The 22,013-nt window shown below is 38.5% G+C and carries 21 protein-coding genes; 18 read left to right on the forward strand and 3 right to left on the reverse strand.

Features of this window, described 5'->3' with window-relative positions; translation table 11 throughout:
* Nucleotides 1-56: 56 nt before the first annotated feature.
* The 10 genes from dpaA to R4Z09_RS09630 all read left to right on the forward strand — a co-directional run bounded on the left by dpaA (nucleotide 57) and on the right by R4Z09_RS09630 (nucleotide 11,505).
* Nucleotides 57-959: a dipicolinic acid synthetase subunit A gene (gene dpaA, locus R4Z09_RS09585; RefSeq protein ID WP_338452097.1), complete on the forward strand. Its 903-nt coding sequence runs from the start codon at nucleotides 57-59 to the stop codon at nucleotides 957-959.
* Nucleotides 956-1,555 (forward strand): dipicolinate synthase subunit B, encoded by a 600-nt coding sequence (gene dpaB, locus R4Z09_RS09590; RefSeq protein WP_338452098.1) that lies wholly within the window; start codon nucleotides 956-958, stop codon nucleotides 1,553-1,555. The genes dpaA and dpaB overlap by 4 nt, the downstream gene beginning before the upstream one ends.
* Before the next feature lie 335 nt (nucleotides 1,556-1,890).
* A complete protein-coding gene (gene asd, locus R4Z09_RS09595; RefSeq protein ID WP_338452099.1) occupies nucleotides 1,891-2,940 on the forward strand; it encodes an aspartate-semialdehyde dehydrogenase in 1,050 nt (349 codons plus the stop codon).
* A 157-nt stretch (nucleotides 2,941-3,097) separates the two neighbouring features.
* Entirely contained in the window at nucleotides 3,098-4,309 is a 1,212-nt protein-coding gene (dapG, locus tag R4Z09_RS09600; protein WP_338452100.1) for an aspartate kinase, read from the forward strand.
* Nucleotides 4,310-4,354: 45 nt separating this feature from the next.
* On the forward strand, nucleotides 4,355-5,233 hold the full coding sequence (gene dapA, locus R4Z09_RS09605) for a 4-hydroxy-tetrahydrodipicolinate synthase (protein WP_338452101.1): 879 nt from the start codon (nucleotides 4,355-4,357) through the stop codon (nucleotides 5,231-5,233).
* Between the two features lie 213 nt (nucleotides 5,234-5,446).
* Nucleotides 5,447-7,117: a ribonuclease J gene (locus tag R4Z09_RS09610; RefSeq protein WP_338452102.1), complete on the forward strand. Its 1,671-nt coding sequence runs from the start codon at nucleotides 5,447-5,449 to the stop codon at nucleotides 7,115-7,117.
* Nucleotides 7,118-7,318: 201 nt separating this feature from the next.
* The gene (locus R4Z09_RS09615; RefSeq protein ID WP_338452103.1) at nucleotides 7,319-7,954 is read left to right on the forward strand and encodes a CoA pyrophosphatase; all 636 of its coding nucleotides are present in this window, start codon (nucleotides 7,319-7,321) and stop codon (nucleotides 7,952-7,954) included.
* Between the two features lie 81 nt (nucleotides 7,955-8,035).
* A complete protein-coding gene (locus R4Z09_RS09620) occupies nucleotides 8,036-8,785 on the forward strand; it encodes a ClpP family protease (RefSeq protein ID WP_338452104.1) in 750 nt (249 codons plus the stop codon).
* The gene (locus tag R4Z09_RS09625) at nucleotides 8,782-9,003 is read left to right on the forward strand and encodes a YlzJ-like family protein (protein WP_338452105.1); all 222 of its coding nucleotides are present in this window, start codon (nucleotides 8,782-8,784) and stop codon (nucleotides 9,001-9,003) included. The genes R4Z09_RS09620 and R4Z09_RS09625 overlap by 4 nt, the downstream gene beginning before the upstream one ends.
* Before the next feature lie 162 nt (nucleotides 9,004-9,165).
* The gene (locus R4Z09_RS09630) at nucleotides 9,166-11,505 is read left to right on the forward strand and encodes a DNA translocase FtsK (protein WP_338452106.1); all 2,340 of its coding nucleotides are present in this window, start codon (nucleotides 9,166-9,168) and stop codon (nucleotides 11,503-11,505) included.
* Nucleotides 11,506-11,555: 50 nt separating this feature from the next.
* On the opposite strand, the gene queE is transcribed toward R4Z09_RS09630, so the two are convergent.
* From queE to queC, 3 genes are read right to left on the reverse strand one after another with little or no spacing between them, the layout of a single operon-like run.
* Nucleotides 11,556-12,284, reverse strand: a complete 729-nt coding sequence (gene queE, locus R4Z09_RS09635; protein WP_338452107.1) for a 7-carboxy-7-deazaguanine synthase QueE — start codon at nucleotides 12,282-12,284, stop codon at nucleotides 11,556-11,558.
* Nucleotides 12,277-12,759, reverse strand: a complete 483-nt coding sequence (queD, locus tag R4Z09_RS09640; RefSeq protein ID WP_338452108.1) for a 6-carboxytetrahydropterin synthase QueD — start codon at nucleotides 12,757-12,759, stop codon at nucleotides 12,277-12,279. Before queD ends, queE begins: the two co-directional genes overlap by 8 nt.
* Before the next feature lie 2 nt (nucleotides 12,760-12,761).
* Complete coding sequence (gene queC, locus R4Z09_RS09645) at nucleotides 12,762-13,421, reverse strand: 7-cyano-7-deazaguanine synthase QueC (protein ID WP_338452109.1); 660 nt, start codon at nucleotides 13,419-13,421, stop codon at nucleotides 12,762-12,764.
* Between the two features lie 468 nt (nucleotides 13,422-13,889).
* On the opposite strand from queC, the gene yfmF reads away from it, so the two are divergent.
* From yfmF to R4Z09_RS09685, 8 genes are all read left to right on the forward strand, one after another.
* The gene (gene yfmF / locus R4Z09_RS09650; RefSeq protein ID WP_338452110.1) at nucleotides 13,890-15,167 is read left to right on the forward strand and encodes an EF-P 5-aminopentanol modification-associated protein YfmF; all 1,278 of its coding nucleotides are present in this window, start codon (nucleotides 13,890-13,892) and stop codon (nucleotides 15,165-15,167) included.
* Nucleotides 15,168-16,457, forward strand: coding sequence for an EF-P 5-aminopentanol modification-associated protein YfmH (yfmH, locus tag R4Z09_RS09655; RefSeq protein WP_338452111.1), 1,290 nt, complete (start codon nucleotides 15,168-15,170; stop codon nucleotides 16,455-16,457).
* Between the two features lie 71 nt (nucleotides 16,458-16,528).
* Nucleotides 16,529-17,251 (forward strand): elongation factor P 5-aminopentanone reductase, encoded by a 723-nt coding sequence (gene ymfI, locus R4Z09_RS09660; protein WP_338452112.1) that lies wholly within the window; start codon nucleotides 16,529-16,531, stop codon nucleotides 17,249-17,251.
* Between the two features lie 91 nt (nucleotides 17,252-17,342).
* Nucleotides 17,343-17,603 (forward strand): DUF3243 domain-containing protein, encoded by a 261-nt coding sequence (locus tag R4Z09_RS09665; RefSeq protein WP_338452113.1) that lies wholly within the window; start codon nucleotides 17,343-17,345, stop codon nucleotides 17,601-17,603.
* Between the two features lie 359 nt (nucleotides 17,604-17,962).
* On the forward strand, nucleotides 17,963-18,754 hold the full coding sequence (locus R4Z09_RS09670; protein WP_338452114.1) for a DUF3388 domain-containing protein: 792 nt from the start codon (nucleotides 17,963-17,965) through the stop codon (nucleotides 18,752-18,754).
* Nucleotides 18,755-18,765: 11 nt separating this feature from the next.
* Entirely contained in the window at nucleotides 18,766-19,674 is a 909-nt protein-coding gene (locus tag R4Z09_RS09675) for a helix-turn-helix domain-containing protein (RefSeq protein ID WP_338452115.1), read from the forward strand.
* A 123-nt stretch (nucleotides 19,675-19,797) separates the two neighbouring features.
* Nucleotides 19,798-20,376, forward strand: coding sequence for a CDP-diacylglycerol--glycerol-3-phosphate 3-phosphatidyltransferase (gene pgsA / locus R4Z09_RS09680; RefSeq protein ID WP_338452116.1), 579 nt, complete (start codon nucleotides 19,798-19,800; stop codon nucleotides 20,374-20,376).
* Nucleotides 20,377-20,596: 220 nt separating this feature from the next.
* Nucleotides 20,597-21,829 (forward strand): competence/damage-inducible protein A, encoded by a 1,233-nt coding sequence (locus tag R4Z09_RS09685; protein WP_338452117.1) that lies wholly within the window; start codon nucleotides 20,597-20,599, stop codon nucleotides 21,827-21,829.
* Nucleotides 21,830-22,013: the final 184 nt, after the last annotated feature.

The raw sequence follows: 22,013 nt of genomic DNA on the forward strand, positions 1-22,013 counted from the left end.
AGAATAGTTAAATGGACTTGTGTAACTAAAGCCCTAAAAAAGAAGGTGAATCTTTCATGCTGACAGATATGAAAATTGCTATTATTGGCGGTGATGCGAGACAGCTCGAAATCATCCGAAAATTAACAGAACTGGATGCAAAGCTTTCTTTAATAGGCTTTGAACAGCTGGATCATGCTTTTTCAGGAGCAACAAAGGAAAAGATAGCGGACCTTGATTTCTCACAATTAGATAGCATTATCCTGCCGGTAGCTGGCACGAGCCTTGAGGGTAACGTTGATACAATATTTTCAAATGAAAAAGTCATTCTCCAGGAGGAGATGTTAAAGAAAACACCGCCGCATTGCGTTGTTTTTTCCGGAATTACAAATTCCTATTTAACGGGTATTACTGATAGTGCTGACAGGACACTCGTACAATTGTTTCAAAGAGATGATGTTGCCATCTATAATTCCATCCCGACAGTGGAAGGAACGATTATGATGGCTATTCAGCACACCGATTTTACCATCCATGGATCATATGTCACTGTCCTCGGGTTAGGCAGAGTCGGGATGAGCGTTGCCAGAACGTTTCATTTACTCGGAGCAAAGGTAAAAGTTGGAGCGCGTAAATCAGAGCATATTGCCAGAATTACTGAAATGGGATTAACTCCGTTCCATTTAGATGAAATTACCCAATGGGTTAAAGATACAGATATTTTAATTAATACCATTCCGCATCAGATCGTAAGTGCTAATGTTATTTCGAAAATGCCGGTGCATACACTCATCATCGATCTTGCTTCTAAACCTGGCGGAACAGATTTTCGATATGCCGAAAAAAGAGGGATAAAAGCTCTATTAGCACCTAGTCTTCCGGGGATTGTTGCCCCAAGAACTGCGGGCAATATTTTAGCAGGCGTCCTTTCTAATTTACTTCAGGATCTTAATGATAAGCGAAAGGAGACAAAATCATGAGTTTAAATGGAAAACGAATTGGCTTTGGATTAACAGGATCTCATTGCACATATGATGCTGTATTCCCAGAAATTGAGAAGTTAGTCAACGCAGGTGCTGAAGTACTGCCTGTCGTGACATTTACAGTTAAGACTACAGAGACTCGGTTTGGTAAGGGAGAAGACTGGGTTACTAGAATAGAGGAATTAACAGGGAATAAGGTTATCGATTCTATTGTAAAGGCAGAACCGTTAGGTCCGAAAATTCCCCTCGATTGTATGGTTATTGCCCCATTGACTGGTAACTCAATGAGTAAATTTGCAAACGCATTGACAGATTCTCCTGTTTTAATGGCTGCAAAAGCAACACTAAGGAATCAAAAACCTGTTGTGTTAGGAATTTCAACAAATGATGCATTGGGGTTAAATGGTGTAAATTTAATGAGACTTATGGCTACTAAAAATATCTATTTTATTCCTTATGGCCAAGATGATCCAGTCAAAAAACCGAATTCAATGGTTGCACGAATGACGATGTTAAGTGATACAGTTGAAGCAGCGTTGAGTGGAAAACAAATTCAACCCGTCATTGTAGAAAAATATAAAGACGTAAATTAGTTTTTCATATAAAAGAATACTTGTTTTCTGATTGATTATGTTAAAATAAGTGTTATTATAGTAGAAAGATGGCGACAGGTCAATGTTACCTCGCCTTCTTTGTATGAGGCTGTAACGCCATTCGGTCATAGTGACTATCAGGCATTTACGTTCTTTTTTGAGAAATTGAGTAGAGTGTAGCTTCAATTCGCTATATAATTAAGTATAGCTGTACTCTAAGCGTCGTCTTTTTATGTTTGGCTTTATCCTATTGAAATATTCCTCATATAATAAAGTGACGTTCTAGTACTAATAAAATAGTCGTAATTTTTACAGAATTGGAAGGGGAGCAAAAAATGGAACAGAAAAAAGGATTCCACGTAGCAGTTGTTGGAGCAACAGGAGCAGTAGGTCAGCAAATGATTAAAACACTGGAAGATAGACAGTTTCCAATTTCACAGTTAACTTTGTTATCATCCGCTCGTTCTGCTGGTACAAAAGTACAAGTGAATGGAGCTGAATATACGGTTCAAGAAGCGAAACCTGAAAGTTTTGAAGGTGTGGATATTGCTTTATTCAGTGCTGGGGGAAGCGTGTCAAAGGAATTAGCACCAGAAGCCGTAAAACGCGGAGCAATCGTTGTTGATAACACAAGTGCGTACCGTATGGATGAAAACGTACCGCTTGTTGTACCTGAAGTGAATGAAAATGACTTATTAAACCATAATGGAATTATTGCCAATCCAAACTGTTCAACCATTCAAATGGTTGTAGCACTTGAACCAATCAGACAAAGGTACGGTCTTAATAAAGTGATCGTTTCTACTTACCAGGCTGTTTCAGGCTCTGGTACGGTTGCAGTCCAGGAACTAAATGAGCAAACAAAAGCAATTGTTAACAATGAAGAATTTGAACCGAAAATTCTTCCGGTTAAAGGTGACAAAAAGCACTATCAAATTGCTTTTAATGCGATTCCCCAAATTGATTTATTCCAAGAAAATGGTTTTACTTATGAAGAAATGAAAATGATAAATGAAACGAAAAAGATCATGCACAAACCTGAATTAAGTGTCGCGGCAACATGCGTGCGTCTTCCAGTGGCAGTCGGTCACTCAGAATCCGTATTTATTGAAGTGGATACTGAAGGGATAACAGCTGCTGATTTGAAGGAGCTGTTGAAAGATGCTCCAGGAGTAGTGCTGCAAGACGATCCAGAAAACCAAATCTATCCAATGCCGGCTGATTGTGTTGGAAAAAATGATGTTTTTGTTGGTCGTATCCGTAAAGATTTACATGATGAAAAAGGCTTCCACCTTTGGGTAGTATCTGACAATTTATTAAAAGGTGCTGCTTGGAATTCAGTTCAAATTGCAGAAAGCCTAATTAGACTTGGTTTAGTTAAATAATAAGAGTTTTATCAATCTATTTTTCTAATATATGTATGTCTCGGTCGAACTGGTTATAATCGTAGCAATAGCTATCACAAATGAATGGAGACAGCATCTAGAGGAACAAAAAATCATGAAAAGTCCATGTCATTAAATGAATTTTAGAGGTGTTACGATGAAAATAATCGTCCAAAAATTTGGCGGAACCTCCGTCCGTGACGATAAAGGTCGCCAGCATGCAAAAAAACATATTCAATCTGCACTAAAAGAGGGCTATAAAGTAGCAGTTGTCGTATCGGCTATGGGGCGAAAAGGTGACCCGTATGCAACAGATACACTGCTGTCACTCGTAAATGGTTCAAAAAGTCTTATTAGTAATCGTGAAACAGATCTATTACTGTCATGCGGTGAAATTATTTCGAGTGTTGTTTTTACCAATATGTTATTGCAAGAAGGCATTAAGGCAACAGCTTTAACTGGTGCTCAGGCAGGATTTCGGACAAATGATGACCATATGAATGCCAAGATCACTGACATGAGATGTGAAAGAGTCATGTGGGCTTTTAAAACACATGATGTGGTGGTAGTCGCTGGTTTTCAGGGGCAGGCAAAAAATGGTGATGTCACAACGATTGGAAGAGGCGGAAGTGACACATCTGCAGCAGCACTTGGTGTGGCTCTAGATGCAGAGTTTATCGATATATTTACTGATGTAGAAGGAATCATGACTGCTGATCCGCGTATTGCTGAAAATGCGCGGCCACTCCAAGTTATCACATACACAGAAGTGTGTAATATGGCTTATCAAGGTGCGAAAGTCATTCACCCGCGGGCGGTTGAGATTGCGATGCAAACGAAAGTACCGATTCGGATTCGCTCCACTTATTCAGATAATCCAGGTACATTGGTCACATCAATGTCTCGTGAGAATATGATAAAAGACCGCATGGTGACGGGGATCGCACATGTATCTGGTGTTACGCAACTGAAAGTATTTGCTAAAAAGGATCAATATGATCTTCAGGCAGAAGTGTTTAAAGCGATGGCCAATGAAAAGATCAGTGTTGATTTCATCAATATCTCTCCAAATCAAGTGGTCTATACGGTAACAGAGGAAATGACAGACAAGGCAATCTCTGTTCTCCATTCGCTTGGTCATGAGCCGGCTGTTGAACGGGATTGTGCAAAAGTGTCTGTTGTCGGGGCAGGTATGGCAGGAGTCCCTGGTGTTACCTCGAAAATTGTTGGTGCTTTGTCTGAGAACGGTATTCGTATTCTGCAGTCAGCAGATAGTCATACGACTATCTGGGTGCTTATTAAAGAGGCTGATTTAACTACAGCTGTCAATGCCCTGCATAATACGTTTGAGTTGGATAAAGAAAATTAGCCGGTAAGGTCTGCTCCTTATGGCTAATTTGGAAGGAGTGGTTGTATGGTACGCTTTGGTCGAGTAGCTACGGCAATGGTAACACCGTTTGATAGTAAAGGACATATTGATTTTCCGAAAACAACTCAACTAATTAATTATTTAATTTCCAATGGTACTGAATCACTTGTTGTATCTGGAACAACTGGAGAATCACCCACATTATCTAAAGAAGAAAAATTAGCTTTGTTTGAACATGTTGTCAAAGTAGTTGATAAAAGGGTATCTGTTATTGCCGGCACAGGCAATTACAACACCTACGAGTCAATCGAGATGACGAAGAAGGCAGAAAAAATTGGTGTTGACGGGATCATGCTTGTTGCACCTTATTATAATAAACCAAATCAAGAGGGCTTGTACCAACACTTTAAGTCTGTTGCAGAATGTACTTCATTGCCTATCTTGTTATATAATATTCCAGGCAGGTCAGCGGTTAATATTGAACCGGAAACGATCATCCGACTCTCCAAGATTAGTAATATTGTTGCTGTCAAAGAAGCAAGCGGCAATTTAAATAATATGACTACCATTATTGCAAATACAAGTGATGACTTTCAGCTTTTTACTGGAGATGATGGTGTGACACTACCGGTGTTAGCAATTGGGGGAGATGGGGTGATTTCTGTTGCATCACATGTAATCGGAAATGAGATGCAGGAAATGATCTCTAAGTTTCTCCAAGGTGATATTAAAGGGGCAGCAAAGCTTCATCAAAAGCTGCTTCCAATTATGGTAGGGTTATTTAAAGCGCCAAATCCTGTACCTGTGAAAACAGCTTTACAATTAAAAGGACTGGATGTCGGCACTGTCCGTCTTCCTCTCGTCCCGTTAACGGAAAAAGAACGGGACGAATTATCTCAGCTGCTGTTTGAAAAACAAATATAATAAATAAAAAAACCAGTCAATATAAAAATTGGCTGGTTTTTTTATTTATCTATGTCTGTGACTTTAGGTGCATGTATGAATGTTGTTTATTAGATGCTGACCATGATACACGGAGTTAATGCTTATTTCTTAGTTGTAAAGGATTTCCGATTTCAAGTATAATGAGGGTATCTGATTTCGGTCGGCGTAATACAACATAGGAGGAAGCTTGTTTTGAAGAGAAAAGAAAATGAGAGTATTAAACTTATTGCAATTGGGGGAGTTGGAGAAATCGGCAAAAATATGTATATAGTGGAAGTCGATGAAGATATTTTTGTGATTGATGCAGGATTAATGTTTCCTGAAAATGAAATGCTCGGAATTGATATTGTCATCCCTGATTATAGTTATTTAGTGCAGAATGAAAGCAGAGTAAAAGGAATCTTTTTAACTCATGGCCATGAAGATCATATCGGAGCGTTATCCTATCTTTTACCTGAAATTAATGTTCCTGTATATGGGACGAAGTTAACGCTTGCTTTTGCTGAAACGAAAATGAAAGAGCAGGATTTTCAGCATAAAGCTCAGTTTATCGAAATAACTTCAGATTCAATTATTGAATTTGACTCGGCAGTGATCACATTCTTTAAAACAAATCATAGTATCCCTGATTCGGTTGCTATTTGTATCCATACCTCTGATGGAGTCATCGTACATACAGGCGATTTCAAATTTGACCAATCTGCCAGCGATTTATACAAGCCTGAAATCGGCAAGATGGTTCAGATTGGCGAGAAAGGTGTACTATGTTTATTGTCTGATAGTACAGATGCTGAAAAGCCTGGTTATACCCCTTCTGAAGCGGTAGTGGCACGGGAAATGAATGATGCTTTTTATAATGCTAAAGGTCGGATTATTGCCGCTTGCTTTGCTTCTGATTTAAACCGCATTCAGCATATTTTTGATGCTGCATATGAAAGCAGACGAAAAGTAGCTATCGTCGGCAAAAGCTTACAGCGAATTTTTGATATCGTCATTAAACTTGAGTATTTACAGATACATGATGAAATAATTATTCCTGTTTCAGAGATTACCAATTATCCTGATGATGAGATCGTCATTTTAACAACGGGCCGCCAAGGAGAACCGATAGAAGCATTGCAAAAAATGGCTAAGCAAACCCATAAAAACGTGAATATTCAAAAAGGGGATACCGTTGTATTTGCCGTATCTGCTCTTCGCGGAAATGAACTGTTCATTTCGAAAACCGTTGATATGTTATTCCGTGCCGGTGCGATTGTATTAGCCGGTAAAAACTCCTATCATACATCTAGTCATGCGAGTCAAGAAGAACTGAAGTTTATGATTAATATCATGAATCCGAAATTTTTCATTCCCGTTCATGGAGAGTATAAGATGTTAAAGGCTCATGCAAAAGTGGCGAAAGACTGCGGCTTAACCGATGATCGTATTTACCTTCCTGAAAAGGGCGAAGTAATAGAATTAAAAAATGATCGAATCCGTCCTGCTGGCCGTGTTTCTGCAGGTAATGTTCTGATTGATGGCAGCGGTGTTGGTGATGTTGGCAATATCGTGTTAAGAGATCGCAAACTATTGTCACAGGATGGGATTCTCATTGTTGTGGTTACGTTAAACAAAAAAGAAAAGAAAATTTCTTCGGGTCCTGAAATCATTTCAAGAGGCTTTGTTTATGTCAGGGAATCGGAAAAACTTTTAGATGAGGCGTCAAAGCGGGTACGTGAGATTGTCGATCAAAGTATTTTGCGGGATTCATTTGATTGGGCCGTGATTAAACAGGATATGCGTGATTGTTTAAACCAATTTTTATATGAAAAAACAAAACGAAGACCAATGATTCTGCCGATTATCATGGAAGTAAAATAGCATCCATGAATCAGCAATGAATAAAATTAATTAATCATTGAATCTATTGTGAGGCTGATTGCTGTTGGGGTCAGCCTCATTTTTATTTTTGTAAAGTAAAAATGATGACATCCAATCTTTGCTTTGACAAATTTCTTGAAAAATTAATGTTATACTAGATATCATAACTTATTACTAAATTAAGTCTTGGGGTGGTAGTAATTGAATATAGCGAAAGTGATTGAAAAGTTAAGAGACAGAAAACCATCTATACTTGGAAAAGCCGAATTATTGAAATATTCCGTGCTTCTTCCTCTTGTCGAAATTGAGAATGAAACGCATATATTATTTGAAGTCAGGTCAATGAATTTACGAAGACAGCCAGGAGAAATTTGCTTCCCAGGGGGAAGAATTGATGAAACAGATGCTGATCAATTGCAGTGTGCGATTAGGGAGACATCAGAAGAGTTAGGGATTGAAGAATCCGCTATCGAAGATATTATCCCATTAGATTTTACATTAAATGCTTCAAGTAATATTATCTATCCATTTGTTGGCCGAATCACAAAACCGGAACAGATAAAACCGAATGAGTCGGAAGTAGGGGAAGTTTTTACCGTTCCGCTATCGTTTTTTCGGACAACAAAACCGGATGTATACAAAATTTATTATCAGGTCATTCCTGAAGAAGATTTTCCACTTCACTTAATTCCGGGCGGGGAGAATTATAAATGGTCACTAAGACATTTGGATGAATATTTTTATCAGTATAACGGTAAGGTGATTTGGGGATTAACGGCTCGAGTATTATATCATTTCTTAAAATTATTAGAAGGTGAAGAAAACGAAATTAGCTGATAAATAACAATAATGCTTGCATGAAAAATCCTACCTATTCTCATACTATCTTTATCATGTCTTTCGAAGGGAGAATAGAAGATGGATAAGGAGTTAATCCGAAATGATATCGGAAATGAGGAACAGGAACAGCCGAAGGAAGATAAACCGTCCGCATTAATGGAAAAAATTCAACAGCTTGGACAAACCAATGTCCCGCAGCTTTCACAGGATTCAAAAATACATTGTCTTACGATAATCGGTCAAATTGAAGGTCATCTTCAGCTGCCGCCGCAAAATAAAACAACGAAATATGAGCATATCATTCCGCAGCTTGTTGCGATTGAACAAAATCCTAAAATTGAAGGTCTTTTAGTTATTTTAAATACGGTAGGTGGAGATGTCGAAGCGGGACTGGCTATTTCGGAAATGCTTTCATCGTTATCGAAACCGACGGTATCGATTGTGCTTGGCGGCGGTCATTCGATTGGTGTTCCAATAGCTGTTTCATGTGATTATAGTTTTATAGCCGAAACCGCGACTATGACCATTCACCCAATCCGATTAACGGGACTTGTGATAGGGGTTCCGCAAACCTTTGAGTATATGGATAAAATGCAGGATCGTGTCATCCGGTTTGTGACAAAGCATTCTAATATTAGTGAAGAACATTTTAAAAACCTCATGTTTGCTACAGGTAACTTAACGCGGGACATAGGAACAAATGTCATTGGGATAGATGCGGTCAGCTCTGGGTTAATTGATGAGGTTGGTGGAATTGGCCAAGCGTTAAAGAAGTTAAATGAATTAATTGATCAAAGAAGTGATGAGAATGAGAGGCTTGTACAATGATCCTATACACAACAATGCCGCAGGAACTCATCTATCAAACAAAAGAAACAGAGTTTGAACAACAAAAAGTCATTAATTACGAAGGGATTCCATTACTGGTAGAAATGAATGAAAATCATGATTATCGTGTCTTACGGGTCATGAGCAGTGACCCAAGTCATTATATGGATGATCGATTTTGTCCGGGGATGATTCTCTCAAATAAGAAGTACTCATGACTTAACTGACAAATTGATCATGATAGGCTTCCAATAGAGGATATTTTTGTATTTGAGCATATGTGTTCGGTAAGTTGATATGATATAATAAAACTACTAAATTGAAGAGCAGCCAATGGGCTGCTCTCTTCATTAATAAATCAATATCAGTAAGGTGATAAGATGGCCAAAAGAAAAAGGCGACAATCAAGAAATAAAACCCATATCAAACAAACCATCCAATTTGAATTAGTTGCCCTTTTATTAATTGCCCTATCCATTATTTCAATCGCAAATTTAGGGGCTGTCGGACATACGGTTGTACTATTTTATCGTTTTTTCATCGGTGAATGGTATATGATCGGACTGGTTGGCATGATTATCTATGGCGGCTACTTAATGTGGAAACGAGAGCGCCCCTTCCTTTTTTCAATAAAATTAATTGGTATTTATATTATCATCTCTGCGCTTTTACTATTAAGTCATATTACGCTGTTTCAGCTCCTCTCAAATGGGGCTAAGATTGTAAACCCGAGTGTAATTGCTAATACATGGGAATTATATTGGCTGGAAGTACGAGGAGAAGCAACCACTGCCGATCTTGGAGGCGGTATGGCAGGGGCCGTATTATTTGCGCTATTTCATTATTTATTTGATGAAGCTGGAACAAAGCTTATTTCCTTTGTCCTTATTTTAATTGGTTTTATCCTTTTAACTGGAAAAACCTTCGGTGAAGCAGTTGGAAAAGTGTTTACTTCATTAGGGCGCTTCATGGGTAACCAATGGCTGTCTTTCAAAGATGATATGTATAATTGGAAAGAAGAACAGCAAAAAAAGCGGGAAGAAAAACGTGCTGTAAAACAAGAGGACAAACGAAAGCAGACAGAAGACAAAAAGGCGGCAAATCCAATTATTCATACTCCTCTCGAGGAGCAGGAGGAAAATGTCAGAACGGAACCGATTATTTCAAGTTTTGCTGAACGGGCATACCAGCCAAATGATAAAGCTGAATCAGAAAAAGCTGAAGGGACCGAATCCGAAATAGAGGAGGACACTCCACCAATTACATTTAACGAAGTGACAGAAGTCGAAAATGAGGACTATGAACTGCCTTCAATCGATTTATTAAAACGTCCTAAACATACCGATCAAAGTGGAGAGTATGCTTTAATTCAAGAAAATGCGGCTAAGCTTGAGCGCACTTTCCAAAGCTTTGGTGTAAAAGCGAATGTTACACAGGTTCATCTTGGACCGGCGGTTACAAAATATGAAGTGCACCCGGACGTCGGGGTGAAGGTTAGTAAAATCGTCAGTTTAACAGATGACCTTGCCTTAGCGTTAGCTGCAAAGGATATTCGTATGGAAGCACCGATTCCTGGAAAGTCAGCAATTGGTATCGAAGTGCCCAATACCGAGGTGGCAATGGTTTCATTGCGTGAAGTTCTGGAGTCCAAGGAAAATAATAAACCGGAAGCGAAGTTGATGATTGGATTGGGCCGCGATATTACAGGTGAGGCGGTTTTAGCCGAACTGAATAAAATGCCACATTTGCTTGTTGCTGGTGCAACAGGAAGCGGGAAAAGTGTTTGTATCAATGGGATTATAACAAGTATTCTCATGAGAGCAAAGCCGCATGAAGTCAAGCTAATGATGGTTGATCCGAAAATGGTTGAATTAAATGTCTATAACGGAATCCCTCATTTGCTGGCACCTGTTGTGACAAACCCAAAAAAGGCTTCACAGGCGCTGCAAAAGGTTGTAAACGAAATGGAACGAAGATACGATCTTTTCTCCCATACAGGTACGAGAAATATTGAAGGATATAATGAGCATATCAGACGTCATAATGCTGAAGAAGAGGCACAGCAGCCGCTCTTGCCGTATATTGTCGTTATTGTCGATGAGCTTGCTGATTTAATGATGGTTGCTTCCTCGGACGTAGAGGATTCTATTACAAGACTTGCTCAAATGGCGCGTGCGGCTGGGATTCACCTTATAATTGCCACGCAGCGGCCATCCGTTGACGTTATAACAGGAGTTATTAAAGCCAATATCCCTTCAAGAATTGCGTTTGCTGTTTCATCTGCAACAGATTCAAGGACGATTCTCGATATGGGAGGTGCGGAGAAGCTGTTGGGCCGCGGGGATATGTTATTTTTCCCTGTCGGTGCTTCAAAGCCCGTTCGCGTTCAAGGTGCCTTTCTTTCTGATGAAGAAGTTGAAGAGGTTGTTGAGTTTGTTATTGATCAGCAAAAGGCTCAGTATCAGGAAGATATGATACCTGACGATATTCCAACAAATCGCTCAGAAGTGGAAGATGAGTTATATGGAGAAGCAGTTGATTTAGTACTTGATATGCAGACTGCCTCAGTTTCTATGCTGCAGCGCAGATTTCGCATTGGGTATACGAGAGCAGCAAGATTGATCGATGAGATGGAAGCACGTGGAATCGTTGGTCCATATGAAGGCAGCAAACCTCGCGCTGTACTAATGGCCAAGCCTTCATCAGAAGATATCGTTTAAAAAAGGTGCAGACTAAAAATGTCTGCACCTTTTTAATAATGATTAAAAAATTATACTGCCCGTTTGTTTCCCCAAATGAACGTATGCAATTGTGGCAGTACTTTTACATCATTTAAGCTGTCATCAAGCATAACTTTATTAATCAGCTGTTCGTATCTATGAAGCAGTCTGTTTAGAAGCTGTCCATCATCTGATGTCTTGGAATCATCATTGCCAACCTGTAAAAAGAATGGAACGGCAGGATAGCGAGCGTGAACAGTTTTGGCATATTCATAATCTTCATCATCAAAAACAACGATCTTTAATGAATTATTTTGCTTCCTTTCGTTAAGTTCGAGCTTGCTAAGAATGGTATCCAAAACATTAAAGTCAGTAGTCATACCGGAGCTTGGCGGCTTTGGTGAGATCGTTAATTCGTCAATCTTATTAAACCAATCCTGCCAAAGGCTGCCCTGTGTTTCTAAACCAATCTTGATATGGTTTTGCTGCAATATATCAACTAAAGAATCTATATTTTTTAATAAGGCAGGATTTCCGCCTGAAATGGTCACAAAAGAAAAGCCTTCCCCGCCTATTGCCTTTAATTCTTCCCAAATCTCATTTGCACTCATTTGCCGAATATCAGCTTTAGCCGTTCCATCCCAAGTAAAGGATGAATCACACCAAGAACAGGAATAATCACAGCCTGCGGTTCTGACAAACATTGTTTTTTGACCTATGACCATTCCTTCTCCTTGAATTGTAGGTCCGAAAATTTCCAGTACAGGGATTTTATTCATGCTCCATCCACTCCCGTCTAGCCTCTGCATAGGAGGTGGGTGTTTCATAAAGGCGGACAAATTCGACTCTTGCACCAGAATAGATTTGTTGTCTTTTTTCTTCTTGAAGTGCTGCAGCCATTTTTTCATAAATCCAAACGACCATATTTTCAGCTGTCGTGTTCATTGGTGGAAGTGTTTCATTTAAATAGCGGTGGTCTAAATGAATTTCGATTTCCGATTTCCATATTTCTTTTATATCCCCGAAATCAATCATGATGCCTCTATCGTCAACGAACCCACTTATACCGAAAATGACTTTATACGTATGACCGTGCAGGTTTTTGCATTTTCCTTCATAATGATGGAGATGATGGGCAGCATCAAAGGTAAATTCCTTGCTGACAAGGACTCGCTTACTATGATATCTTAGCTGTTCAACCTTAATGTCAACACCGATTTTCTGCAGTTTATCAACAATCCGAAAACCATACATGACTACAAATCCTTTCTATTGTTTAAATATTCTTCAAGACCTTTTCTTCTCAGTCTGCAAGCAGGGCATTCCCCACAGCCATCTGCGATCATTCCGTTATAGCATGTTAATGTTTTTTCGCGAATAAAATTGAAGGCGCCTAACTCATCAGCCAGCTCCCATGTTTCTGCTTTATTCAGCCACATCAGCGGCGTGTGGATAACGAAAGATGCATCCATTGAAAGGTTTAAGCTGACATTTAATGATTTGACGAATGAATCCCTGCAGTCTGGATAACCGCTAAAATCTGTTTCACACACACCTGTAATAATATGCTTTGCTCCGATTTGATAAGCAAGGACACCTGCAAATGATAGAAATAATAAATTTCTTCCCGGTACAAATGTGGTAGGTAAGCCGCCACTCTCATCCTCTTCTATTTTTATATCATTCCTTGTTAAAGCATTCGGAGCTAATTGATTTAGAAGACTCATATCTAAAATATGATGTTTAATACCAAGAGTAGAAGCAATATTTTTAGCACAGTCGATTTCAGACGAATGTCTTTGGTTGTAATTGAACGTGACTGCTTCCACTTCGGCAAAATGCTTTATCGCCCAAAATAAACATGTTGTACTATCTTGGCCGCCGCTAAATACGACAACAGCTTTTTCGTTTTTCATTCCTCTTCTCCTCTCGTAACACTTTTTTAATCGGGTATGTAAACACCATCTAACTCACTTTCTTTTCTAGCAGATATAATAAGAAGCCTCCCTATATGTAATCCCATGTAGAAAGGCTCATAGCATCCATATAACTTTGAAAAAAAATAAAACCATATCCGCAGCTGGATATGGTTGATTTTCTAATCATCAAAGCCATAGTTTTTTATAGAGGGTATCTGCTATGAACCTCTCCGATGACCATTCATCGAATCATACATAATAAAAATCATAATAACTATAAATTATTATATATTAAGTTGTCAATCCCAATCCTGTTAGAAGAGCATTTTGTTCTTAAAACTTGATTGTAAGAAATTAACAGTTGTATAGTAAGAATATGTTGGTTTTTCGAGGAGATTATAGAAAATAACCGTCTTAGTGTTTACATATGCTTAATGATAAGCGGAATTAAAAGGAGGAACGTAAATGGGTGTTTTATCGGAAAATATTATAGATGTAACAGGGATGAAGCTTCATATTATCCCTACTGAAAAATATAAAACCAATACGATTGTGTTTAAAATGAAGGCCCCTTTGGATAAGGAAAATGTAACAAAAAGAGCATTACTACCTCATGTTTTACAAAGCAATTCGAAAAAATTTCCAACAACCTCTTTGTTAAGATCCTATTTAGATGAACTGTATGGAGCGACGTTTAATGTGGACTTAGGTAAAAAGGGAGAATATCATATCATTAGTTTTTCGATTGAAGCGGCTAATGAAAAATTTTTATCTGATTCAACACCTCTAATGGAAAAAGCGTTTGAATTTTTGGCAGAAGTGTTAATCAACCCAAATGTCGATGGTCATTCTTTTGATCAGACAACTGTTGGAAATGAAAAGCGTTCCTTAAAACAAAGAATTCAATCAGTTTATGATGATAAAATGAAGTATTCTAACTTCCGGCTCATTCAGGAAATGTGTAAAGAGGAGCCCTATTCACTACATGTGCATGGGCAACTTGAGGATGTAGATTCGATCACGGCTGAAAGTCTGTATGATTATTATCAATCGGCTCTTCGTGAAGATGAACTAGATTTGTATGTCGTCGGCGATGTAACAAGTGAAGAAGTAGTGAAAATAGTTAATAATCTGTTTCATTTCAGTGACCGAACACCGAAAAACCTAGATGAAAAAGGTCCTCAAACGAAAAAAGAAGCGAAGGAAATCAAAGAGGCACAGGATGTAAAACAAGGAAAATTGAATATCGGTTATCGTACGAATGTTCTATATGGTGATGAGGATTATTATGCACTGCAAGTTTTTAACGGGATTTTTGGCGGTTTTTCCCATTCGAAATTATTCATTAATGTCAGGGAAAAGGCTAGCCTTGCCTATTATGTAGCAAGCCGGTTAGAGAGTCATAAAGGATTAATGCTGGTGATGTCAGGCATTGATAATAAAAATTACGAACAAGCGGTTTCTATTATCAAAGAACAAATGACAGCTATGACAGCTGGAGAGTTTTCTGATGAAGAGATCGACCAAACAAAAGCAGTGATTAAAAATCAGCTATTAGAAACGATTGATAATGCAAGAGGGATGGTAGAAATTTTATATCATAACGTTGTCTCCAAAGAGAATATTTCGCTTGATCACTGGATTAGTGCGATGGATCAAGTAACGAAAGACGAGATTATCAAAATAGCAGGAAAGATTGAATTGGATACCATCTACTTTTTAACAGAGGGGGCTCAACAATAGATGGAAAAAATAGAATTTAAGCAACTCCAAGAGGAGCTTTTCCATGAAAAGCTTGATAATGGTTTAGAAGTATATATCCTGCCAAAAAAAGGTTTCAATAAAACATATGCTACCTTTACAACGAAATATGGCTCCATTGATAATCATTTTATACCACTAGGGAAAGATGAATATTTAAAGGTACCAGATGGAATTGCCCACTTTTTAGAGCATAAGCTTTTTGAAAAGGAGCATGGTGATGTTTTTCAGCAATTTAGCAAACAAGGGGCTTCTGCCAACGCATTTACCTCTTTTACAAGGACAGCTTATTTATTTTCTAGCACCTCCGATGTAGAGTTGAACCTAGAAACGTTAATGGATTTTGTGCAGGAACCTTATTTTAGTGAAAAAACGGTTGAAAAGGAAAAAGGGATTATTGGTCAAGAAATAACGATGTACGATGATAACCCTGACTGGCGCCTGTATTACGGGGTGATTCAGAATATGTATCACAAGCATCCGGTCAGTATTGATATTGCTGGAACTGTTGAGTCGATTTCACATATTACAAAGGATTTATTGTATGAATGCTATGGAACTTTTTATCATCCAAGCAATATGCTTCTCTTTGTCGTCGGTCCGGTTGATCCGAATAAAATCATGACGCAAATTAAAGATAACCAAAGTAAAAAACAGTATGACCGTGTACCGGAAATTAAAAGGCAGTTTGAAGCAGAGCCGAAAGAGGTTGCTGAGAAAAAACAAGTACTAAAAATGAATGTCCAAACATCAAAATGTCTTGTTGGAATAAAAGCGGAAAATATCAATCAGAGCGGTACAGAAATGTTAAAGCATGAGCTGACACTCAACATGATGTTTGACGTTTTATTTGGAAAAAGCTCGGAGAACTATCATGAATTATATTCAGCTGGATTAATTGATGACTCATTTTCATATGATTACAGTCAGGAACAAGGCTTTGGTTTTGCAATGATTGGCGGTGATACGAACGATCCTGATCGTTTAGCTAAAGACTTGGAAAAAATGCTGTTATCCGCAAAACAAGGAAGTATTTTTACAGCTGAAAACTTAGAGCGGACAAAAAGAAAAAAAATTGGTACATTCCTGCGGGCTATTAATTCACCAGAGTACATTGCGAATCAATTTACCCGTTATGCTTTTAATGAAATGAACCTATTTGATGTGGTCCCAACGTTGGAGCGTATTACAGTTGATGAAATGAAAACAGCAGCAGCGAATTTTATAGCCGAAGAACGGATCACTGTTTGTCAAGTAGTTCCGAAAAAATAACGCCGCTTAGCCGGCGTTTTTTTGATACAATAATTGAAAAAGGAAAAGTTTGTTGGGGAAGTGATTTTTGCATGAGGAAGTACGTTTTAATTACCGGGGCAAGCGGAGGAATTGGACGTGCAGTTGCCTTTGAATTAGCCAAGGATGGTTATTCGCTTTATTTACATTATAATCAAAATGTCCAATCGATAAGAGAGCTTTTAGACGAATTGTCGATTTATGATGGAGAATATATTCCGATTCAAGCAGATTTGTCAAAACAAGATGGCTATAAAAAACTGTCTGAGAATATTTTTTCAATCGATGCGATTATTCATAACAGCGGCATTAGTCATTATGGATTGTTTGTTGATACAAATTTAGAAGTGGTGGAAAATTTAATGGCGGTTCATGTGACTTCACCGATTATGTTAACGAAAGAGCTGCTTCCGAAAATGATTAGACAGCAGTCAGGTAATATTTTGTTCATTACTTCCATCTGGGGGCAAACGGGTGCTGCTTGTGAGGTGATCTATTCAACTGTAAAAGGTGCGCAAATTTCATTAGTAAAATCCTTAAGTAAGGAATTGGCGCTCAATGGGATTCGTGTGAATGGTGTGGCCCCTGGAGCTGTCAATACTTCTATGCTGGCTAATTTTACTGACGAGGAACTGGATATCATCAAGGAAGATATTCCGATGGGGCGCCTGGCAGAGCCGAAAGATATTGCAGAAAGTGTCTCTTTTTTACTGTCAGACAAAGCAGGATATATTACAGGACAAATTTTAAGTGTAAATGGCGGATGGTATATGTAAAAATGATTTTTTATACACAAATAAATCATGTATATTTTGAATCTGAACTATGCAAAATATAAAAGTAATACATCATAGGAGGTTCAAAATTATGTCTATATTAGAAAATTGGCAGCAATGGAAAGACTTTTTAGGTGATCGTTTAAATCAAGCAGAGCAGCAAGGGGTGGATAAAAATACGATTAACGATCTAGCCTACCAGGTTGGGGATTATCTAGCTAAACAAGTAGATCCAAAAAATGAACAAGAAAGAGTCTTGGCTGATTTGTGGTCTGTTGCATCACCTGAGGAACAACAAGCAATTGCAAGTATTATGGTCAAACTTGTAGAAAATAATGGTACAGGCAGCTAATAACATAATGACCTAATACCCTTGATTTTAATAGGTATGAGAGAGGATACTGTGTTCAGAAGGAACCACTAGCCTCTCTTTTTCATTTTTACGAACGTAATTATATTTATATAATAATTAACCGTTAATTATTTGAATATTTATACAGGGGTTTCACTGCAGTTTTTAGCGAATTTAGCAAGACTTACCGCTTTTTTCTTTCATCTTCTATTAAAATCAGATATGATAGAAGTTGGGAGTTCAAAGACTAATCATTTCGATTGGTTTTGCAGTGGGTAATGCCTTCAAACTTTCCTACGGATTGAATGTCCTTTTATTTTAGGTAAATGCTTTAACCTATAGAAGGAGGGGGTTATGGTGTGGAGAAAGAAGAGTGGTATTTAGAATATGAAATCCAATCGAATCGACCTGGCCTGTTAGGTGATATTGCTTCACTTTTAGGAATGATGTCCATTAATATTGTCACGATTAATGGAGTTGAAGAAGGCAGGCGAGGTTTACTTATTTTAGCAAAAGATGATAAACAAATTGAAAGACTTGAGTCTATCTTACATACTATGGATACAATAAAATTAATCAAGTTAAGAAAACCAAAGCTGCGTGACCGCCTTGCGGTAAGACATGGCCGATACATACAAAGAGATGCAGATGATAAAAAAACATTTCGATTTGTCCGAGATGATCTTGGCATCTTAGTTGATTTTATGGCGGAATTATTTAAGCAACGGGGCCACAAATTAATCGGTATCCGGGGGATGCCTCGAGTTGGAAAAACGGAATCCATTGTTGCGTCTAGTGTTTGTGCAAACAAGCGGTGGTTATTTGTCTCATCGACTTTATTAAAGCAAACAATCCGAAATCAATTAATCGAAGATGAATATAACAAAGATAATCTATTCATTATTGATGGAATTGTCTCCACCAGGAGGGCAAACGAAAGACATTGGCAGCTCATTCGGGAAATCATGAGATTACCGGCAGTAAAAGTGATTGAGCATCCAGATATCTTTGTCCAAAACACTGAGTATACACTCGATGATTTTGATTATATCATTGAGCTTCGTAACGATCCGGATGAAGAAATCACATATGATATAGTGGAAAAAAACACTCTATTTTCTTCTGCTGAATTTGGAGAGTTTGACTTTTAGGTAGTTGGAAGGTGTTACAATTGACAGAATTGGGTAATCGCTTAAAGGAAGCACGGATAGAAAAAGGTTTGAGCTTAGATGATTTGCAGGAAGTAACGAAAATTCAAAAACGATACTTAATTGGCATTGAAGAAGGCAATTATGGTGCGATGCCGGGGAAATTTTATGTGCGTGCCTTTATTAAGCAGTATGCCGAGGCGGTTGGTCTTGAACCCGAGGTGCTTTTCGAGGAGTATAAAAATGACATCCCAAGTATATTAAGTGAGGATATTCCCGGACAGCTCTCCCGGGTTCAAACAAAAAAATCACTTTCTGACAGCAGCTCAAAGGTATTAGATGTTCTGCCGAAAATTTTAATTGGTGTTCTTGTCATTGGCGCCTTTGTTTTCATCTGGTATTTAGCACAAAAATATTCTGGAGACGATGGGGGTCAAACGACACCAAAAGAGAGCAAGCAGGAAATTACATATGAAGAGTCAGAAGATCTTACTACTGAACGTCAAGCTGATGAAAGTGATAACGCAAAAGATGCAGAGGAAGAAAAAAGTGCAGCAAAAGAGGAGGACGAAAAGCCTGCCCAAGCTCCTCAGGAATTAAAGGTCGTTGAAGCAAATGGAGATCAGTCTGTTTATGAACTGACCAATACAGAAAAATTTGAGTTGAAGGTAGTTTCAACTGGTGAAACTTGGGTAAATATTAAAAATAGTAAAGGCTATTCGTTTTTTCAGGGTATGCTGAAAAAAGGTGAAACAGAAAGTCAAGTCTTTGATATGTCGCAAGAGACTGAAGTCGTTGTTGTGGCTGGTAATTCAACAGCAACTGAAATTTATATAAACGGTCAAAAACTGGAATATGCTATATCACCTGCTGAAGTTGTTCGTCAAGATATTATTATTCGCTATGTGAAAGTGAATCAATAGTCATCATGAAAGTGAATCAATAGTCATCATGAAAGTGAATCAATAGTCATCATGAAAGTTGATGACTATTTTTTCACGTAAATGATTGTCTTAAGTCGCTCATATGTTTTGGAGGGAAAGTTAATGAATTTGCCAAATAAGATTACAATATCACGTATTTTATTAATTCCTATTTTTCTTATCATTATGGTTGTCCCTTTTTCATGGGGAGAGATTTCTCTATTAGGAACAACGATGCCAGTCACTCATTTAGTTGGTGCTTTAATTTTTATTATCGCTTCTACAACAGATTGGATTGACGGCCACTACGCCCGTAAATACAATATGGTTACGAATTTGGGGAAATTTCTTGATCCGCTGGCGGACAAGCTGTTAGTATCGGCTGCTTTGATTGTCCTAGTCGAACTGGGCTTGGCTCCATCGTGGATTGTCATCATTATTATCAGCCGTGAATTTGCGGTCACTGGTCTGCGTCTTGTATTGGCCGGTGAAGGAGAAGTGGTAGCTGCAAATATGCTGGGTAAGATTAAAACCTGGACACAAATCGTTGCAATTTCTGCCCTATTGCTTCATAACATTCTTTTTGAACTGATGGCGATTCCTTTTGATATGATTGCGCTCTGGGTTGCCTTATTCTTTACAGTTTGGTCAGGATTGGACTACTTTGTGAAAAACAAAGAACCTTTTATTAACTCGAAGTAATAAGAAGAGCGGAAGTGCCTTGCCCATTTAAGGAACGCAGACTAAAACCACCACGTCCTGTCAAGCGGAGCCTGATTGATTTTCTAAGGGCTGAAGCCCCAAGAAAAATCTTATGGCAACGTCTGCATGACCCGCATCCTGCGGGCCTCAAGCTTAAGACCTCGAGCAGCTAGGCACTGGAGCTGGACAATAAACCTATACTAGATAAAGGGGTATATTTATGCATGCAGAAATCATTGCTGTTGGCTCTGAGTTGTTATTGGGCCAAATAGTTAATACGAATGCTCGTTTCCTATCAAGAACGTTTGCGGATATGGGAATTAACGTATTTTATCATACCGTAGTAGGTGATAATGCCGGCAGATTAAAGGCTGCGATTGAGATAGCCGAAAACCGTGCTGATATGATTATTTTTACAGGCGGTCTCGGACCGACAAAAGATGATTTAACGAAAGAAACGATTGCTGCCCATTTACAGAGACCGCTAGTAACAGATGAGCGAGCGATGGAATCAATAGAGGCATACTTTAAACGTGTCGGCAGAACCATGTCCGAGAATAATCGAAAACAAGCATTGGTTATTGAAGGTTCTGAAGTATTGCCAAATGACCATGGAATGGCTCCGGGAATGATTTTTTCTACTGAAAATCATATTTATATGTTATTTCCAGGACCGCCAAAAGAAATGGAGCCGATGTTTTTAACCTATGCCCGTCCAAACATCATGAATAAGCTTCAAGTCCAGGAAAAGATTATCTCTCGGGTGCTGCGATTTTTTGGCATCGGAGAATCACAGCTGGAAACGGAGATTGATGATTTAATTGACGCGCAAACCAATCCAACGATCGCTCCGCTTGCCGGAGATGGTGAAGTGACGCTCAGGATTACTGCCAAGCATCAATCGGAAGCAGCCGCCGCGCAATTAATAGATGATACAGAAAAGTTAATTCTCGACCGGGTTGGAGAATATTTCTATGGATATGATGAAACATCTCTTATGAGTGAACTTGCTAGGCTATTAAAGGAAAAGAAGCTGACGATAGCGGCAGCAGAAAGCTTAACAGGAGGAATGTTCGAAAAAGAATTAACGTCAATACCCGGTGCAGGATCACTCCTCATGGGCGGGGTTGTTTGTTATCATCCGCAAGTGAAGCAAAACGTATTGCATGTAAAGGAAGAGACCATTGCTCATCATGGAGTAGTGAGTACCGAATGTGCTGCAGAGCTTGCTGAAAATGTTGCTTCTTTAATGAATGCAGATATTGGCATTAGTTTTACAGGTGTTGCCGGCCCTGATGAGTTAGAAGGCAAGCCGGCTGGTACGGTGTTCATTGGGATTAAAGTCAAAGACCGTCCGGTCCAAGTGGAAGAATTAAAGCTTGCTGGCAACCGGACATCCATCCGCATCCGTACGGTTCAACACGGATGTAACTTCTTATTAAAATGTATTTAAAGTCTTAAGAACTGAATAGGTAATCTACTATTTCCAAACTCCTTTCATGTTGAAAGGAGTTTTTTTAGTTGACTATAGATAAAAAGGCTGATAGTATTATTATTTTCAAAATTAAGTTTTCGTTCAAATTGTTAATTTTCAGCGCTATTGACTAGTGGAAAAAGGACAATTTAGTAATAAATTT

This window comes from Niallia oryzisoli, assembly GCF_036670025.1.
In the GTDB taxonomy this organism is placed as follows: Bacteria; Bacillota; Bacilli; order Bacillales; family Cytobacillaceae; genus Bacillus_BD; species Bacillus_BD oryzisoli.

Excerpts from the sequence above, each read along its gene's own strand:
- dpaA (WP_338452097.1), top strand. The coding sequence starts at position 57 with ATGCTGACAGATATGAAAATTGCTATTATTGGCGGTGATGCGAGACAG.
- yfmH (WP_338452111.1), top strand. The coding sequence starts at position 15,168 with ATGGAAAAAATAGAATTTAAGCAACTCCAAGAGGAGCTTTTCCATGAA.
- R4Z09_RS09620 (WP_338452104.1), top strand. The coding sequence starts at position 8,036 with ATGGATAAGGAGTTAATCCGAAATGATATCGGAAATGAGGAACAGGAA.
- queE (WP_338452107.1), bottom strand. The coding sequence starts at position 12,284 with ATGAATAAAATCCCTGTACTGGAAATTTTCGGACCTACAATTCAAGGA.
- dapA (WP_338452101.1), top strand. The coding sequence starts at position 4,355 with ATGGTACGCTTTGGTCGAGTAGCTACGGCAATGGTAACACCGTTTGAT.
- R4Z09_RS09685 (WP_338452117.1), top strand. The coding sequence starts at position 20,597 with ATGCATGCAGAAATCATTGCTGTTGGCTCTGAGTTGTTATTGGGCCAA.
- R4Z09_RS09625 (WP_338452105.1), top strand. The coding sequence starts at position 8,782 with ATGATCCTATACACAACAATGCCGCAGGAACTCATCTATCAAACAAAA.
- asd (WP_338452099.1), top strand. The coding sequence starts at position 1,891 with ATGGAACAGAAAAAAGGATTCCACGTAGCAGTTGTTGGAGCAACAGGA.
- R4Z09_RS09630 (WP_338452106.1), top strand. The coding sequence starts at position 9,166 with ATGGCCAAAAGAAAAAGGCGACAATCAAGAAATAAAACCCATATCAAA.
- pgsA (WP_338452116.1), top strand. The coding sequence starts at position 19,798 with ATGAATTTGCCAAATAAGATTACAATATCACGTATTTTATTAATTCCT.
- ymfI (WP_338452112.1), top strand. The coding sequence starts at position 16,529 with ATGAGGAAGTACGTTTTAATTACCGGGGCAAGCGGAGGAATTGGACGT.
- R4Z09_RS09665 (WP_338452113.1), top strand. The coding sequence starts at position 17,343 with ATGTCTATATTAGAAAATTGGCAGCAATGGAAAGACTTTTTAGGTGAT.
- yfmF (WP_338452110.1), top strand. The coding sequence starts at position 13,890 with ATGGGTGTTTTATCGGAAAATATTATAGATGTAACAGGGATGAAGCTT.
- queD (WP_338452108.1), bottom strand. The coding sequence starts at position 12,759 with ATGTATGGTTTTCGGATTGTTGATAAACTGCAGAAAATCGGTGTTGAC.
- dapG (WP_338452100.1), top strand. The coding sequence starts at position 3,098 with ATGAAAATAATCGTCCAAAAATTTGGCGGAACCTCCGTCCGTGACGAT.
- dpaB (WP_338452098.1), top strand. The coding sequence starts at position 956 with ATGAGTTTAAATGGAAAACGAATTGGCTTTGGATTAACAGGATCTCAT.
- queC (WP_338452109.1), bottom strand. The coding sequence starts at position 13,421 with ATGAAAAACGAAAAAGCTGTTGTCGTATTTAGCGGCGGCCAAGATAGT.